The sequence below is a fragment of the Mesorhizobium sp. CA5 genome (genome assembly GCF_020165105.1).
Classification (GTDB): domain Bacteria; phylum Pseudomonadota; class Alphaproteobacteria; order Rhizobiales; family Rhizobiaceae; genus Mesorhizobium.
The window spans coordinates 231,994-248,461 of record NZ_JAIUHJ010000007.1 but is presented as its reverse complement, the minus strand read 5'-3'; the positions used below and the strand labels follow the sequence as shown (position 1 = coordinate 248,461).

General features: G+C 62.9%; 12 protein-coding genes. 9 read left to right on the top strand and 3 right to left on the bottom strand.

The features are described 5' to 3' along the window. The first annotated feature begins 164 nt into the window (after nt 1-164). The 4 genes from LB529_RS12110 (at nt 165) to LB529_RS12095 (ending at nt 6,560) form a co-directional block, all read left to right on the top strand. The gene (locus LB529_RS12110) at nt 165-1,823 is read left to right on the top strand and encodes an ABC transporter substrate-binding protein (RefSeq protein WP_140839585.1); all 1,659 of its coding nucleotides are present in this window, start codon (nt 165-167) and stop codon (nt 1,821-1,823) included. A gap of 148 nt (nt 1,824-1,971) precedes the next feature. Continuing rightward, on the top strand, nt 1,972-3,006 hold the full coding sequence (locus tag LB529_RS12105) for an ABC transporter permease (RefSeq protein WP_140699362.1): 1,035 nt from the start codon (nt 1,972-1,974) through the stop codon (nt 3,004-3,006). Nucleotides 3,007-3,018: 12 nt separating this feature from the next. Next, nucleotides 3,019-4,176: an ABC transporter permease gene (locus tag LB529_RS12100; protein ID WP_224711203.1), complete on the top strand. Its 1,158-nt coding sequence runs from the start codon at nt 3,019-3,021 to the stop codon at nt 4,174-4,176. A gap of 50 nt (nt 4,177-4,226) precedes the next feature. Further along, nucleotides 4,227-6,560, top strand: coding sequence for an ABC transporter ATP-binding protein (locus LB529_RS12095; RefSeq protein WP_224711202.1), 2,334 nt, complete (start codon nt 4,227-4,229; stop codon nt 6,558-6,560). A 367-nt stretch (nt 6,561-6,927) separates the two neighbouring features. On the opposite strand, the gene LB529_RS12090 is transcribed toward LB529_RS12095, so the two are convergent. After that, on the bottom strand, nt 6,928-7,518 hold the full coding sequence (locus LB529_RS12090) for a hypothetical protein (protein WP_095768936.1): 591 nt from the start codon (nt 7,516-7,518) through the stop codon (nt 6,928-6,930). 211 nt (nt 7,519-7,729) lie between these two features. Here LB529_RS12090 and LB529_RS12085 point away from each other — a divergent pair, with 211 nt between their 5' ends. Next, nucleotides 7,730-9,268: a trimethylamine methyltransferase family protein gene (locus LB529_RS12085; protein ID WP_224711201.1), complete on the top strand. Its 1,539-nt coding sequence runs from the start codon at nt 7,730-7,732 to the stop codon at nt 9,266-9,268. Between the two features lie 64 nt (nt 9,269-9,332). After that, nucleotides 9,333-11,759 (top strand): FAD-dependent oxidoreductase, encoded by a 2,427-nt coding sequence (locus LB529_RS12080; RefSeq protein ID WP_224711200.1) that lies wholly within the window; start codon nt 9,333-9,335, stop codon nt 11,757-11,759. A gap of 186 nt (nt 11,760-11,945) precedes the next feature. On the opposite strand, the gene LB529_RS12075 is transcribed toward LB529_RS12080, so the two are convergent. Further along, on the bottom strand, nt 11,946-12,338 hold the full coding sequence (locus tag LB529_RS12075; RefSeq protein ID WP_224600748.1) for a DoxX family protein: 393 nt from the start codon (nt 12,336-12,338) through the stop codon (nt 11,946-11,948). A 196-nt stretch (nt 12,339-12,534) separates the two neighbouring features. Here LB529_RS12075 and LB529_RS12070 point away from each other — a divergent pair, with 196 nt between their 5' ends. Continuing rightward, on the top strand, nt 12,535-13,023 hold the full coding sequence (locus LB529_RS12070) for a hypothetical protein (protein ID WP_224626331.1): 489 nt from the start codon (nt 12,535-12,537) through the stop codon (nt 13,021-13,023). 28 nt (nt 13,024-13,051) lie between these two features. Here the strand turns inward: LB529_RS12070 and LB529_RS12065 are convergent, their stop codons facing one another. Further along, entirely contained in the window at nt 13,052-13,828 is a 777-nt protein-coding gene (locus LB529_RS12065; RefSeq protein ID WP_224626329.1) for a VOC family protein, read from the bottom strand. Nucleotides 13,829-14,252: 424 nt separating this feature from the next. On the opposite strand from LB529_RS12065, the gene LB529_RS12060 reads away from it, so the two are divergent. Next, nucleotides 14,253-14,987, top strand: a complete 735-nt coding sequence (locus LB529_RS12060; protein ID WP_224626327.1) for a gamma-glutamylcyclotransferase — start codon at nt 14,253-14,255, stop codon at nt 14,985-14,987. A 114-nt stretch (nt 14,988-15,101) separates the two neighbouring features. Continuing rightward, nucleotides 15,102-16,466, top strand: a complete 1,365-nt coding sequence (locus tag LB529_RS12055) for an NAD(P)-dependent oxidoreductase (RefSeq protein WP_224626325.1) — start codon at nt 15,102-15,104, stop codon at nt 16,464-16,466. Nucleotides 16,467-16,468 lie beyond the last annotated feature (2 nt).

Below are 16,468 nucleotides of genomic sequence, written 5' to 3'. Positions count from 1 at the left end.
CGCCTCGCGATAACAAATTTGCGTCAAGACTGTCGCTAACGCGCGAACCGGGTTGTAGCCAAAGATGCACATTCCCTGGCATGTTCCTACTCCACACCGTGTTTTGACATCACGGTCTGGATGCGGAATGTTAAAAGGCGGAAAGCCAACAATGGGAGTAAGTCATGGCAATCTATAAGAGCAATGGTGATCGTGTTCCCGATCACATCCTGAAAATGGCTGAAGAAGCCAAGTCGGGCGGCGTGGACCGCCGCGAATTCCTGGCTATGGCCAGCGTCTTCGGCGCATCGACGGCAATGGCCTATGGCATGCTCGGCCTCGCCGCGCCGACCCCGGCCCGGGCCGAGGACGTGCAGGGCAAGAAGGGCGGCGTGCTCAAGGTCGCGATGTCGATCAAGGATCCGAAGGATCCGCGCACCGCCGACTGGTCCGAAATCTCCAATGCCGAGCGCCAGGCGCTCGAGCCGCTGGTGAAATACACGAAGGAATATACTTTCGCGCCGTATCTGCTGGCGAGCTGGGACATCAACGACGACGCCACCGAATACACGCTGCATGTGCGGCCGGGCGTCGAATGGAACAACGGCGACAAGTTCACCGCCGACGACGTGATCTACAATTTCACGCGCTGGGCGGATAAGGGCGCGGAAGGCAACTCCATGCCTGGCCGCCTCGGCAGCCTCGTCGACGACACGACCAAAAAGCTGCGCGAAGGCTCCGTCGTCAAGGTCGACGACATGACCGTCAAGCTCAAGCTGACCAAGCCCGACATCGCCATCATCCCGAACCTTTGCGACTATCCGGCGCTGGTCGTGCACAAGACCTTCGACGAGAAGGGCGCCAACTTCAAGAGCTGCCCGATCGGCACCGGTCCGTTCGAGCTCGTCTCCTACGACGTCGGCCAGAAGGTGGTCTACAAGCGCCGCGAGACCGGCAAGTGGTGGCAGGGCGAGGCCTTCCTCGACGGCGTCGAGTTCATCGATTACGGCACCGATCCGGCCGCGACCGTCTCTGCCTTCGAGTCGGGCGAAGTCCAGACCAACCACGAAACGACCGCCGACTACATCAAGATCATCGCCGACGTCGGCGCTCCGGTCTCGGAAGTCGTGACGGCTGCCACCGTGGTGTCGCGCTTCAACATCACCCACAAGCCCTATGACGACCAGAAGGTTCGTCAGGCGATGTTGCTTGCCGTCGACAACGCCACCGTGCTGCAGCTCGGCTACGGCAATGCCGGCACGCCGGCCGAAAACCACCACGTCGCGCCGATCCATCCGGAATACGTCAAGCTGCCGGAGGTCAAGCGCGACATCGCCAAGGCCAAGCAGATGCTGACGGAGGCCGGCGCGATCGATTTCGAGCACGAACTGATCAGCAACGACGAGGACTACCACAAGAACACCACGGACGCGATCGCCGCCCAGCTGCGCGAAGCCGGCATCAAGGTGAAGCGCACCGTGCTGCCGAGCTCGACCTTCTGGAACGACTGGACGAAGTATCCGTTCTCGGAAACCAACTGGAACATGCGCCCGCTGGGCATCCAGGTGATCGCCATCGCTTACCGCACCGGTGAAGCGTGGAACGAGACGGCCTACGCCAATCCGGACTTCGACAAGAAGGTGAACGAGGCGCTCGGCATTGCCGATGCGGAGAAGCGCAAGGTTGTGATGAAGGATATCGAGCAGACCCTGCAAGATTCCGGCATCATCATCCAGCCTTACTGGCGCAAGCTCTACATCAACATCAAGCCCGAGGTGAAGAACCACTCGATGCACCCCACCTACGAGCACGACTTCGGCAAGGTCTGGCTCGAGCAGGCATGATCCATAGCGCGATCGATACGGGGGGCCGCGGCCCCTCGTATTTGCAGCTTCGTCGCCGTTGCATATCCTGCAGCGGCGGCGGGGCGTCATCCGCTTTTCGAAACAGGGTTGAACGTATCTGACCCCAACCCGGCCGGCAGGGGGGCACATGTTCTCATTCATCGCCAGACGCATCGGCACGATACTGCTCACGATGCTGTGCCTGACGCTGGTCGTCTTCTTTCTCGTCAATCTCGAGCCCAATCTGAAGAAACTGGCGATCAGCCAGACCGAGATGCACACGCCAGCCGACCAGCTCGAAAGCTGGCTGGTCAATCATGGCTACCGGCAGAACTTCTTCGTGCGCTACGGCCAGTGGCTGGGCGTCCTGCCGAAGCATCCGATCACCGATCCGGCGACCGGAAAGACGACGCAGCGCTTCTCGTTCTGCAACGACCCGGCCGAGCCGACATTCTCGGGCGTCCTGCAAGGCGATTTCGGCTGCTCGACCAAGTTCAAGACGACGGTCGCGGCCAAGCTGTTCCCGGCCCTCGGCGCCACCGGATTGTTGATGTTCTGGGTGCTGGCGGTGATGGTGCCGATCTCGCTGCTGATCGGCATTCTCGCCGGCATGCGCGAGGGCTCGCGCACCGACCGCGTGCTGTCGGTGGCCTCGATCGCCTCGACGGCGACGCCCGAATATGTGTCGGGCGTCATCTTCACCGTCATCTTCGCATCCTGGCTCGGCTGGCTGAACGGCTCGGCGGCGTCCGCCAGCCAGGGCATCACCTTCTACAATTTCACGCTGCCGGTGATCACGCTGGCGATCTACGGCATCGGCTATATCGCGCGCATGACACGCGCCTCGATGGTCGAGGTGATGACGCAGCAATATATCCGCACCGCCCGGCTGAAGGGCCTGTCCTTCAGCAGCGTGGTCATCAAGCATGCGTTGCGCAACGCGCTGATTGCGCCCTTCACCGTCATCATGCTGCAGTTCCCGTGGCTGCTCACGGGCGTCGTCATCGTCGAGGTGATGTTCCGCTACCAGGGTTTCGGCTACACGCTGGTCGAGGCCGCCGGCAACAACGACATCGACCTGCTGCTCGGCTGCTCGCTGGTCTCGGTGTTCATCGTGCTGATCACGCAGCTGATTTCCGACGTCGGCTACGCGTTTCTCAATCCGCGTATCAGGGTTCAGTAGAGGCAGGGGCCGATGCAAACCGTATATATCAGCGCCTTCAACGTGGTTATCGGCGTGCTCTGGCGGTTCTGGCCGGTGTGGGTCGGGCTCATCCTAGTGATGGGCGCCAGCTTTACCTACAAGAAGCGGCTTGGGCTCTACGGCCAGCTCTTCGACAGCGGCGTCGGCATCGCCGGCGTCTTCATCTGCCTGTTCTGGCTGTTCACGGCGATCTTCGCCTCCACCATCTCGCCCTTCGATCCGCTGGCGCAGGTCTCGGTGATGAAGGATACGCTGCCCGGGGCGATCGAGCCGGCATCGAAGCTCGTCTATTATTTCGGCGGCGACAAGCTTGCCCGCGACGTGTTCTCGCGGATGGTCTATGGCAGCCAGATCGTGCTGATCATCGCGCCGGCCGCCACCGGCTTCGCGCTGATGGTCGGCATCACGCTCGGCCTGCCGGCTGGTTATTATGGCGGCAAGATCGACACGCTCTTGTCGTTCCTTGCCAATCTGGTGCTGGCCTTCCCGGTCATCCTCTTGTTCTACCTGCTGGTAACGCCGGGCATCATGGACACGCCGATCCCCTATGGGATGGCGGGGCTGTTCTTCCTGTTCCCGATCATCTTCTTCTGCGTGCTGTTCTGGACTCGCTACAAGAACCGGCCGGACCGGCTCTATATCCTGCTCGGCATCACGCTGGTCCTAGGCGGCTGGATCTATACGGGCCTCGTCTTCGACAAGGATCCGCTGCGCATCGTCCATATCGATCCCAACCAGCTCAACATCTTCGTGGCGGTGGTGTTCGCCTCCAGCCCGGGCGTGTTCCGCATCGTGCGCGGGCTGACCATGGACATCAAGACGCGCGATTATGTGGCGGCGGCGCAGACGCGCGGTGAATCGCCCTGGTACATCATGCTGTGGGAGATCCTGCCCAATGCGCGGGGTCCGCTGATCGTCGATGCCTGCCTGCGCATCGGCTACACGACGATCCTGCTCGGAACGCTCGGCTATTTCGGCCTGGGCCTGGCGCCGGAAAGCCCCGATTGGGGCACCGCGATCAAGGACGCCAGCCGCCTCTTGCGGTCCTTCATCCACCCGGCGCTGCCGCCGACCATCGCGCTGATGTCGTTCGTGCTGGGACTGAATCTGTTGGCGGATTCGCTGCGTGAACAGTCGATGAAAGATTGATGGCGGGGTTTTCGGCCCCATCTTCCAAGGACCAAGGATTGGAGCGACCCATGAACGAGGCAGTTCGAGATCCAGCCAAGGCGACCAGTCAGCCGATCATCGAGATCGAGAACCTCTCGATCTCCTTCTTCACCCGCAAGGGCGAGATCCCGGCCGTGATGGATTTTTCCTGCACGGTCATGCCCGGCGAGGCGATGGGCATCGTCGGCGAGTCCGGCTGCGGCAAGTCGACCGTGTCGCTCGGGATAATGCGCGACCTCTCCAACATCGGGAAGATCGTCGGCGGAAAGATCAAGTTCCAGGGCAAGGACATGGGCGAGCTCTCCGGAGATGAGCTGCGCTCGATCCGCGGCAACAAGATAGCCATGATCTACCAGGAGCCGATGGCGAGCCTCAATCCGGCGATGAAGATCGGCCAGCAGCTGATGGAAGTGCCGCTGATCCACGACAAGGTGTCGAAGGAAGAGGCCTACAACCGCGCCCTGGAGATGGTGCGGGCGGTGAAGCTGCCCGACCCGGAGCGCATGATGCGCTCCTATCCGCACCAGCTTTCCGGCGGCCAACAGCAGCGCATCGTCATCGCCATGGCGCTGCTTTCCAAGCCGGCGCTCTTGTTGCTCGACGAGCCGACGACCGCGCTCGACGTCACCGTCGAGGCCGGCATCGTCGAGCTGGTCAAAGGTCTGGGCGAGAAGTTCGGCACCTCGATGATCTTCGTGTCGCACAATCTCGGCCTCATCCTCGAGACCTGCGACAAGATCACGGTGATGTATTCCGGCGAAGCGGTCGAGACCGGCAAGATCGAGGACGTGTTCGACCGGATGCGCCATCCCTACACGCAAGGGCTGTTCCGCTCGATCCCGCTGCCTGGCGCGGACAAGAACTCGCGGCCGCTGATCTCCATTCCTGGACAGTTGCCGCTGCCGCATGAGCGGCCGAAGGGCTGCAATTTCGGGCCGCGCTGCCACCATTTCGTCGAGGGCGTCTGCAACGCCGCGGAAATCCCGATGATCCCGGTCGAGGGCCATGAGGGCCATTTCTCGCGCTGCGTGCGGTTCAACGAGATCGACTGGGAGGCGCTGCCGCCCGGTGCCAAGAAGGTTAACGAAAAGGTCGAGCCCGGCGCGCCGGTGCTCAAGATCGACGATCTCAAGAAATACTACAAGGTCGGCGGCAGCGAGGTGTTCGGCTCCAGCGAAGGCCGCGTCGTCAAGGCCAACGAGACGATCTCGTTCACCGCGCGCGAATCCGAGACGGTCGCGATTGTCGGCGAATCCGGCTGCGGCAAGTCGACGCTCGCCAAGGTGTTGTTGGGCCTCGAGACCGCAAGCTCCGGCACCGTGACGCTGGGCAACAAGGAGATCCAGTCGACCGGCATCGAGCGCCGCAATGTCGAGACGGTGTCTTCGATCCAGATGGTGTTCCAGAATCCGTTCGACACGCTGAACCCCAGCCACACGGTCGGCTCGCAGATCATCCGCACGCTGGAGAAGTTCAAAGTCGGCAGGACAGTCGCCGAGCGGCGCCAGCGGATGCTGGAACTGCTCGATCTGGTGAAGCTGCCGCGCGCCTTCGAAACGCGCAAGCCGCGCCAGTTGTCGGGCGGGCAGAAGCAGCGTATCGGCGTCGCGCGCGCCTTTGCCGGCGACGCCAAGGTGGTGGTGGCCGACGAGCCGGTCTCGGCGCTCGACGTCTCGGTGCAGGCGGCGGTGACCGAGCTGTTGATGGACATCCAGCGCAAGAACAAGACGACGATGCTGTTCATCAGCCACGATCTGTCGGTGGTGCGCTACATCGCCGACCGCGTCGTCGTCATGTATCTCGGCTACATCGTCGAGCAAGGCACGACCGATCAGATCTTCTCGCCGCCTTACCATCCCTATACAGAGGCGCTGCTGTCGGCTATCCCGATCGCCGACACCAGCGTGGTCAAGAAGCACATCGTGCTGGAAGGCGACATCCCGTCGGCGATGAACCCGCCGACCGGCTGCCCGTTCCAGACGCGCTGCGGCTACAAGAGGCTGGTGCCCGACAATCTGTGCGAGACGAAGGTGCCGCCGGTGAAGAATCTCGGCAACGGCCATATGAGCCTGTGCTGGCTCTCGGACGATGTCCTGGCCAAGATGGAACCGGTCATCAAGTTCGACAAGGAACATGCCGCGCGTGAAGGCGTGCCGGATGATGCGCCGCACGGCGAGGGGCCAGGCTTTGCCGGTTCGCCGCCGCAGCGGCCCGACGGCAAAAACGCCAGCGCGGAGGCCGATGCGATCGGAAAGGGCGTCGAGGAGAACGACGAGGTGCTCAAAGCCCGTCGCCACGAAGTGCGCGACGAGGATTCGGAAACCGGTGTCTCAAGGCCGAAGGACACGACAAGGCGGCACTAGACCCGGTTCCTTAACATAGAAGTTTTGACCGGTTGGTTATGTGTGCGTTGGCAAAGCCCATGCCTTGGCGATTGGCCGAGACGCCTATCGCGATCGTCATCCACGGGCGGAGCAAGGAGCGTAGCGACGCGCGCAGACCCGAGGATCCATGCCGTGACATGGAAGCGCCGCGGCGGTCCAGAAATTCTGCACCGTTGCACACTTCGGTCTAGGTAACGGAATGGATTCTAGGGTCTGCGCGCGTCGCTACGCTCCTTGCTCCGCCCTAGAATGACGAGGTTCAGGAGCCTTCAGCTCATCGCCAGCGTTTGCGTTGATAGCCTTGCCCGACAAGCCTTCAATCTTTCAAAATAACCGTGTTGAGGAACTAGTTGCCGCACTGCCGCATCTGCGCGGCGTAATCGCGCGCCATCTGGTCGGTGGCGCGCGCGTAGTTTTGAACGCCGCCATCGCCGCGGTTGCCGCGGCCATAGGCGGTCCAGCCGAGATAATAGGCCAGATAGAGATTGTAGGTGTCGTTGCGGGCGACGCCGAACGTGTCGGCCGTCTTTGAGTGGTACCAGCCGACGAAATCGATGGCGTCGGCAAAGCGCGTGCGGCGCGCCGCCCAGTTGCCGGTCTCGCTTTGATATTGCGACCATGTGCCGTCGAGCGCCTGCGAGTAGCCGGTGGCGCTCGAGACATGCGTCCACGGGATGAAGCCGAGCAGCTTGGTGCGCGGCGGGCGGGCATTGCTCTTGAAGCCGGATTCCTTGCGCACCGTCGCCATCAGCACGGGGACGGGAACGCCGTATTTCCGCTCGGTCCGTTCGGCGGCGGACTGCCAGTTGTCGAACCAGCCGTCATTCTGGTCGAAGACCGCGCAGACATTGTTGATGTGACTGGGCGCCGTCGCGCAGGCCGAAAGCGCCAGCAGCACGGAGACAGCGACAATTTTACTAAAACTCGACCTACGCATTGGAAGACGAATAGGCCGAAATCATAAAAGGAGTGTTGCGCGCTTCCTTAACGCGGGCGCCCGAAGCGCGAAAAGCCGAATATCGATATTGCGACCGGTTGTGTCGCTATTCTTTTCCCCGATTTTGAAAAATGCCGCCTTGGCTAAAATCGCGCCGGCAAATGACGAATTCCTGACAGCTCGCATGCGATGCCGGCGCTCTGATGTGCGCATGAGCGAACCAAGACGCAAGCGCGGCGCCGAGCGCACCAGCAACCGGGGACCAGCCGCCATCCCGCAACTGCCGGCGCGGCGGGTGGAGAATCCCTATCCGCCCATGGCGCTGCTGTCGGCCGACCAGATCGAGGTCATCCACCAGGCATCGATGCACATACTGGAGAATTTCGGCATCGAGGTGATGAGCGCACGCGCCCTGTCGCTGCTCGAGCGCGCCGGCGCCAAGGTCGACCACGGCTCGATGAATGTGCGCGTCGATCGCGGCATGGTCGAGGAGGCGCTGAAGTCGACGCGCTCGGCCTATACGCTGACGCCCCGAAACCCGGACCACGCCATCCATCTTGGCGGCAGCACCATCAACTTCACGCTCGTCGCCGGGCCGCCCAATGTGCATGACATGGAACGCGGCCGCCGCGCCGGCAACCTTGCCGACTACTCGGACCTCGTCCGGCTGGCGCAGCATTTCAACTGCATCCACATGCTTGGCAACCAGGTCTGCGCCCCGGTCGAGCTGCCGGCGAACACCAGGCATATGGATACCTATTTCGCCAATCTGACGCTGACCGACAAATGCTTCCACGTCTCGGCGATCGGGCGGGGCAGGGCGCTAGACGGCATCGAGATGATGGCGATCGCGCGCGGGCTGACGCTTGAGCAGATGGGAGAGGACCCCGGTGTCACCACCATCATTTCGGTCAACTCGCCGCGCCGCTTCGACGAGATGATGGCCGAAGGGCTGATGACCATGGCCGAATACGGCCAGTCGGTGGCGGTGACGCCGTTCACGCTGATGGGGGCGATGAGCCCGGTAACGCTGGCCGGCGCGCTGGCGCAGCAGAATGCCGAGGCGCTGTTCGGCATCGCGCTGACGCAGCTCGTGCGTCCGGGCGCGCCGGTGATGTATGGCGCCTTCACCTCCAATGTCGACATGAAATCGGGCGCGCCCGCCTTCGGCACGCCGGAGAACACCAAGGCCAACATCGCTTCCGGGCAGTTGGCGCGGCGTTACAAATTGCCTTACCGCACGACGCCTGGCTCGGCCTCCAATGCCGCCGATGCGCAGGGCGCCTACGAGACGATGATGGCGCTGTGGGGCGCGGTGCTCGGCCACGGCAATCTCGTCTACCACGCCGCCGGCTGGCAGGAAGGCGGGCTGACGGCGTCGTTCGAAAAGCTCATCATCGATGTCGAGATGATCCAGCACATGATGGAGTTCCTGCGGCCGATCGTCGTCGACGAGGCGGAGCTTGCGGTCGAGGCGCTGGGCGCGGTGCCGACCGGCGGCCATTTCTTCGGCGAACCGCACACGCTGGAGCGCTACGCCACCGCCTTCTACCAGCCGATGCTTTCCAACTGGCAGAATTACGAGGCCTGGCAGGAGGCGGGTGCGCTCGACACGACGGCGCGCGCGACGCGGCTGTGGAAGAAGGCGCTGGAGGAATATGTCCAGCCGGCCATGGATCCCGCGGTGCGCGAGGCGCTCGAAGCCTATATGGCGCGCCGCAAGGAAGCGATCGGGCAGGGTGAGCCGTGAGGGAACAGCTTCCCATCCTGATTCATTTCAATCTCTCAACTCACTGAACCAACGAGAAAAGTCCATGAAGTCGCATGCAAAGGTCGTGGTCATCGGCGGCGGCGTCGTCGGATGCTCGGTGCTGTTCCATCTTGCCCGCCATGGCTGGACCGATGTCGTGCTTTTGGAGCGCGACGAACTGACGTCGGGGTCGACCTGGCATGCGGCCGGAGGCATGCACACCATCAACGGCGACCCCAATGTTGCCAAGCTGCAGAAATACACGATCTCGCTCTACAAGGAGATCGAGGAACTGTCGGGGCAGGCCACCGGCGTGCACCTCACCGGCGGCGTGCTTCTGGCGGCGACCGAAGCGCGGCTCGACTGGCTGCGCGGCATGGTGTCCAAGGGCCGCTATCTCGGCATCGACCTCGAAGTGATATCGGCCAAGGAAGCGGCGGAACTGATGCCGCTCATCGATCCCAGCCAGTTTGTCGGCGCCGTCCGCAACAAGGAGGACGGCCATCTCGACCCGTCCGGCGTGACGCATGCCTATGCCAAGGCGGCGCGGAAACTGGGGGCTGAGGTCGAGCGCTTCACCAAGGTCGAGGACATCGTGCGCCGTCCCGACGGGCTGTGGCGGATCATCACCAACAAGGGTGATATCATCGCCGAGCATGTCGTCAATGCCGGCGGGCTGTGGGCGCGGGAGGTCGGCCGCCTGGTCGGGCTCGAGCTGCCGGTGCTGGCCATGGAGCACATGTACCTGATCACCGAGGACATGCCGGAGGTCGCCGACTGGAACAAGAAGACCGGCACCGAGATCATTCATGCCGTGGACTTCGACGGCGAGCTCTATCTGCGCCAGGAGCGCGGCGGCATGCTGATGGGCACTTACGAGAAGGCCAACAAAGTCTGGTCCGAGTTCCAGACACCCTGGAATTTCGGCCATGAGCTCCTGGAGCCGGACATCGACCGCATTGCGCCGTCGCTCGAAGTCGGCTTCCGCCATTTCCCCGCTTTCCAGAAAACCGGCATCAAGCAGATCATCAACGGCCCCTTCACCTTTGCGCCGGACGGCAATCCGCTGGTCGGCCCGGTGCGCGGCCTGCCGGGCTTCTGGGTCGCCTGCGGCGTCATGGCAGGATTCAGCCAGGGCGGCGGCGTGGGGCTCGCGCTCTCGAACTGGATGATCGAGGGTGATCCGGGCGCCGACATCTGGGCGATGGACGTGGCGCGCTACGGCGACTGGGCGACGATGGCTTACACCAACGCCAAGGTGCGCGAGAATTATTCGCGCCGTTTCTCGATCCGCTTCCCGAATGAGGAACTGCCGGCCGGTCGGCCGCTGAAGACGACGCCGGTCTATGACACGCTGTCGGCCAAGGGCGCGCAATGGGGCGTGTCCTATGGGCTCGAAGTGCCGCTCTGGTATGCGCCGGATGGCGTCAAGGACGAGTTTTCCTGGCGGCGTTCGACTGACTTCGGCCATGTCGCCAAGGAAGTCGCAGCGGTGCGCGACGGCGTCGGCCTGTCGGAGATTTCGAACTTCGCCAAATACAAGGTGACGGGCAAGGGCGCGGCCGCCTGGCTCGACCGCATGCTTGCCTGCAGGCTGCCAAAGCGCGGCCGCATGACCCTGGCGCCGATGCTGAAGGACGACGGCAAACTCATCGGCGATTTCACTTTGGCCAACATCGACGACGCAGAGTGGTTCATCGCCGGCTCCGGCATCGCCGAGCAATACCACATGCGCTGGTTCGAGGCGCATCTGCCGAAGGACGGCTCGGTGCGGATCGAGGCGCTGGGGCAGAAGCTCACCGGCCTTGCGATCGCCGGGCCGAAGGCCAGGGAAGTGCTCGCCAAGGTCACCCGTGCCGATGTCTCCAACGCGGCGTTCCCTTTCATGGCGGCTGCGCGGGTGGATATCGGCATGGCACCGTGCCTGGTAGGCCGCGTCAGCTACACCGGCGATCTCGGCTACGAGATTTGGGTGGCGCCCGAATATCAGCGCGCCGCATACCAGGCGCTGCTGGCCGCGGGCGAAGCGTCAGGCATCGGCCTGTTCGGCTCGCGCGCGCTCAATGCGCTGAGACTCGAGAAGAACTATGGCTCATGGGCGCGCGAGTACCGGCCGATCTATGGGCCGCTTGAGGCCGGGCTCGACCGCTTCGTCGCCTATGGCAAGGAGGCTGATTTCATCGGCAAGGAAGCAGCACTTACCGAGCGCAAAGACGGCGGCAAGCTCAGGCTGCGCAGCTTCATCGTCGACGCCACCGATGCCGATGTGATCGGCGACGAGGCGATCTGGCATGACGGCGTTGTGCGCGGCTGGGTCACCTCGGGCGGCTATGCGCATCACTCGAAGAAGTCGGTCGCTATGGGCTATGTGCCCAAGGAGATCGCCGACAGACCGGACGGTTTCGAGATCGAGATCCTCGGCAAGCGCCATGCGGCGCGCATCCAGGCGGCGCCGCTGTTCGACGCCAATTTCGAGCGGATGCGCGGCTAGAGCAGGATGACGTTTCGTTGAATCGTCATCCTGCTCTAACTCTTTGTTGGAGCATGATCTTTTCCGAAAACCGGTTCCCACTTTTCGGGATCATGCTCTAGAGCAATTCCAGGAAAAGTGCGAAGCGGTTTCCGATCCGGAATTGCGTCAAAACAAAAAGCCTCCAGGCGCGCACCCTTCGATGCTTCAGGCGCTGCGGCGGTTATCCAGCGCGAAGGCGCCGGCCCCGGCGAAGATCAGATAGAGGAAGATGAAGCAGAAGGAGATCGCCGAGTCGCCGCCGTTGTTGACGGGGAAGAAGTCGCGCGGCATGTGCGCCATGAAATAGGCGATCGCCATTTCGCCGGCCAGGAGGAAAGCGACCGGGCGGGTGAAGAGGCCGAGCGCCAGCAGGATGCCGCCGGCGAATTCGAGAATGCCGGCAGCCGTCGTCAACCCGGTGAGGGCATGTGGCTCGGCAGCGGCCGGGAAGTTGAACAGCTTCTGCGAGCCATGTTCGATGAACTGCAAGGCGGTCATGATGCGCAACACGCCCAACGCTTGCGGACGGTACTGGGCAAGGCTTTCGAAAAGCTTCATCTAAAACTCCATTGTACGCCGCTCGGGCCTTAAGTTATCGCCCGGCGACGGACCACTCACTTCCCATGGCCTGCCATCAACAATCGGTGAGTGGAAATGACTTCAATCCCCATATTTCTTCTCTCTATGGTTGCATACATATCCTTATGGTTGTATTACTAAGGGTGACGCATCAAACCAGGCAGGTCCCTTAACCATGAGAAAAGTCGTCATCAGCCTATTCGCAATCCTTGCGGGCACCAGCTTCGCCGCAGCCGCAGACACCGGCTGCGACGCCTTCAAATGGCCGGTTGAACGTGAGCAGGCCCTGTTTCCGGCCGCGCCCGCCGCCCAGTCCGGCGCCACCTTGACGGTCGGCCAAGCGGTGGATTTCTCGCTCGCGGCTGTCGACACGGTCAGCTTTGAAGTGCCGCCTGACCGTGCACCGAAAGCCGGCACCTTCGGCGCGACGGCAAATGTGACGGTGCCGCCTGAAGGCGAGCTGCAGTTCAGCTTGTCCGACGAGGCTTGGATCGATGTCGTGCAGGATGGCAAGATCGTGAAATCGGCGGCTTTCAGCGGCGTGAAGGCCTGCCCGGGCATTCGTAAAAGCGTGCGTTTCAAGCTCCAGGGCGGAGCGGCCGTCGTCCAGCTCAGCGGCGCCAAGAAAGCCGATCTGAAGCTGGCGGTGCTGACGCCGGAATGATCCAGCGCCAGCCCGCCGAGTGGTGCTATTACCGAACCGGTGCCAGCAGCGCGAAATGCGCGCCTTGCGGGTCCTGGCACTGGATGATCCACTGGCCGCTCGGCACGTCCATCGGACCCATGATGACTTTGCCGCCATTGTCGGTGACGCGCTTGGCGGCGGCGTCGATGGCGTCGACGTTGAAATAGAACTGCCAGACGGGAACCGGGATCTGCGGCGGCTTGTTCATGATGCCGCCGCCGGATTCGGGGCCGGCGCCAAAAGTCTGGTAGATGCCCATCTCGCCCATGTCGAACTGGCCGGCGCTCTCCCAGCCGAACTGGCTGGAATAGAAATCGAAGGCGGCTTTCCAGTCCGATGTGTAGAGCTCATGCCAACCGACATGGCCGGGCGTGGTCGCCGGCACCGGCGGCTGCTCGGCCTGATTAGGCTGCAGGAACATGAAGGAAGCCCCTTGCGGGTCCGCAACGACCGCGAAGCGGCCAACGCCCGGAATGTTGTCCGGTGCGCGGTGGACGGCGCCGCCGGCGTCCTTGAGCGCTTGCGTCGAGGCGTCGACATCCTTGGTGTAGATGTAGCCCATCCAGGCTGGCGGCATGCCCATCTTGGCGGGCTCTTCCGGCATCGTCATCAGCCCGCCGACGCCGCGCATGGCGGAGTTCACGACGATGTAGCGGGGCATGCCGGGCGCCTTGTCGAAGGGCTCGGCCCGCCAGCCGACAACGGCGGTGTAGAAAGCCTCGGCGGCGTCGAGGTCGGTGGTCATCAACTCGTACCAGAAGAAAGGTTGCGGGGATTTCGGCATGGTCGGTCTCCTCACCGGTTCGGGCAGCGATCGTTGTTCGATCCATCCTAAGGTATGTTGATGTCCAGGTGATGCCGGCCTGCAAACGGCGGTTTCCTGCGCTTCCGGTGCTCACGTACTTGAGTACGCTCCGCTCCGGTTCTCGAAACCCCCCGTTTCGGCGCGGCCTGACCTGAATCTCAACACACCCTAGGACGATCCTGACGACAGGAATCCGACATCTGGGCCAGAATTCGAGGACGGCAAGCGGCTTAAATCGCGTCGCGCTGAAACGGATTCAGGCGGCGCGCTTTGAGTCCTTGTCTTGATGCATGTCGTTGTCACCCAGAACCGCTGCACACTTCTCGGTGACATGCATTAGGCCCACGATCTTGCGTATCCGGCGCTTTTCGACTTTGCTGGCCTCAAAGAGGGGGCTGTCTTCATGCGTCGAATGTCACTCACGCCTGAGCTCGTGGCCTTGTGCCATCGCGACGAGGTCGACCCTGGTCCCGATGGCAGCTGGACACAGCTAAGCGATGATGATTTCCGGACGCTTGCTATGCGCCTGTCCGGCGAAGCCGACGACGGTCCGCTGTGGGTGTTCGCCTATGGCTCGCTGATCTGGAAGCCGGCCTTCGAATCGGTCGAGCAAAGGCGCGCGGCCGCGCATGGCTGGCATCGATCGTTCTGCCTCGACATAAAGCGCTGGCGCGGTAGCCGCGAGCAGCCTGGATTGATGATGGCGCTGGAACGGGGCGGGCGCTGCGACGGGGTCATCTATCGTTTGCCGGAGGGCGCGAAACCAGCCCAGATCGAGCGATTGCTGCGGCGTGAAATCGACGACCACGAAAGCGTCAGCTCGGTCCGCTGGGTTCCGGTAAGAACGGCGCAAGGGTCTTTGCGGGCGCTCGGCTTCTGGGTCGGCGTGACCGGCAAGGGCACTTCGCTCGGGCAGCCGCTGGAAAGCGTGGCGAAGATACTGGCACGCGCCTGCGGCCATGTCGGCTCCGGCGCCGAATATCTCTACAACACCGTCAGCCACCTCGAGACCTTTGGCATCCATGACCGCAATCTGTGGCGGCTGCAGGAACTGGTGGCGGACGAGATCCGGTCCATCCATGGCCACAGCGTCACAAGCCATGACACAGCAAAGGTTGCCGAGCCGGCTATAACATGACTACATTAATCATGTTTTTGCGCAAACAATACAGTGGCTTGGCCGAAAATTGACCAATTGATAAAAAAATAAAACGTGCTAGCCTTCCCCAAAACGACAACAAGGGGAACTGGAATGGCGACTGGTCATTTCATCGAAGGCATTGCCGGCGGCCGGCTGTCTTCCGAGCAATATGCCGACAATTTTTCCGACCTACATCCGCCGCTCGATCATCACGAGGCGCTGGTCGAGTCCGATCGCTGCTACTTCTGCTACGACGCGCCGTGCATGAACGCGTGCCCTACGTCGATCGACATCCCGCTATTCATTCGGCAGATCGCGACGGGCAATCCGCTGGGTTCGGCCAAGACGATCTTCGACCAGAATATTCTCGGCGGCATGTGCGCCCGCGTCTGCCCGACCGAGACGCTGTGCGAAGAGGCCTGCGTGCGCGAGGTGGCCGAAGGCAAGCCGGTGCAGATCGGCCGGCTGCAGCGCTATGCCACCGACGTCGCCATGAGCGAGAACAAGCAGTTCTACAAGCGCGCCGAACCGACCGGGAAGAGCATCGCCGTGGTCGGCGCCGGCCCGGCGGGGCTGGCGGCGGCGCATCGGCTTGCCCGCCACGGCCATGACGTAACCATCCTCGAGGCGCGGCCGAAGGCCGGCGGGCTCAACGAATACGGCATCGCCGCCTATAAGAGCGTCGACGATTTCGCCCAGGCGGAAGTGGACTATATCACCGCGATCGGCGGCATCGACATCCAGAACGGCAAGGCGCTCGGCCGCGACTTCCAGCTTGCCGACCTGATCCGCAACTATGATGCGGTTTTCCTCGGCATGGGGCTTGGCGGCGTCAACGCGCTGCGCGCCGATGGCGAGGACGCCGACGGCGTCGCCAACGCGGTGGAATTCATCTCCGAACTGCGCCAGGCGAGCGATCTTTCCAGCCTGCCGGTCGGCCGGCGCGTCGTCGTCATCGGCGGCGGCATGACGGCGATCGACGCCGCGGTGCAGTCGAAGCTGCTCGGCGCGGAAGAGGTGACGATCTGCTACCGGCGCGGCCAGGAGCACATGAATGCTTCGGAGTTCGAGCAGGATCTGGCCGCCGCCAATGGCGTCACCATCCGCCACTGGCTGCAGCCGAAGCGCGTCATTGCCGAGAACGGCAAGGTGTCGGCCATCGAGCTCGAATACACCGCCATGAGCGGCGACAAGCTTGTCGGCACCGGCGAGACGCTGCGGCTCAATGCCGACCAGGTGTTCAAGGCGATCGGCCAGAGCTTCGTGCCGGCGCATCTCAACGGCAGCGCGGAACAGATCGAGCTCGAAGGCGGCCGCATCAAGGTCGATGCCGAAGGCCGCACCTCGCTGGCCAAGGTCTGGGCCGGCGGCGACTGCATCTTCGGCGGCGACGATTTGACTGTCTCGGCGGTGGCGCAAGGGCGCGACGCGGCCGAGAGCATCCACCGGGCACTGACCTCTAACGGGAGGGCATGAGC

Excerpts from the sequence above, each read along its gene's own strand:
- LB529_RS12080 (WP_224711200.1), top strand. The coding sequence starts at position 9,333 with ATGAAGTCGCATGCAAAGGTCGTGGTCATCGGCGGCGGCGTCGTCGGA.
- LB529_RS12055 (WP_224626325.1), top strand. The coding sequence starts at position 15,102 with ATGGCGACTGGTCATTTCATCGAAGGCATTGCCGGCGGCCGGCTGTCT.
- LB529_RS12085 (WP_224711201.1), top strand. The coding sequence starts at position 7,730 with ATGAGCGAACCAAGACGCAAGCGCGGCGCCGAGCGCACCAGCAACCGG.
- LB529_RS12070 (WP_224626331.1), top strand. The coding sequence starts at position 12,535 with ATGAGAAAAGTCGTCATCAGCCTATTCGCAATCCTTGCGGGCACCAGC.
- LB529_RS12060 (WP_224626327.1), top strand. The coding sequence starts at position 14,253 with ATGCGTCGAATGTCACTCACGCCTGAGCTCGTGGCCTTGTGCCATCGC.
- LB529_RS12075 (WP_224600748.1), bottom strand. The coding sequence starts at position 12,338 with ATGAAGCTTTTCGAAAGCCTTGCCCAGTACCGTCCGCAAGCGTTGGGC.
- LB529_RS12090 (WP_095768936.1), bottom strand. The coding sequence starts at position 7,518 with ATGCGTAGGTCGAGTTTTAGTAAAATTGTCGCTGTCTCCGTGCTGCTG.
- LB529_RS12100 (WP_224711203.1), top strand. The coding sequence starts at position 3,019 with ATGCAAACCGTATATATCAGCGCCTTCAACGTGGTTATCGGCGTGCTC.
- LB529_RS12105 (WP_140699362.1), top strand. The coding sequence starts at position 1,972 with ATGTTCTCATTCATCGCCAGACGCATCGGCACGATACTGCTCACGATG.
- LB529_RS12065 (WP_224626329.1), bottom strand. The coding sequence starts at position 13,828 with ATGCCGAAATCCCCGCAACCTTTCTTCTGGTACGAGTTGATGACCACC.
- LB529_RS12110 (WP_140839585.1), top strand. The coding sequence starts at position 165 with ATGGCAATCTATAAGAGCAATGGTGATCGTGTTCCCGATCACATCCTG.
- LB529_RS12095 (WP_224711202.1), top strand. The coding sequence starts at position 4,227 with ATGAACGAGGCAGTTCGAGATCCAGCCAAGGCGACCAGTCAGCCGATC.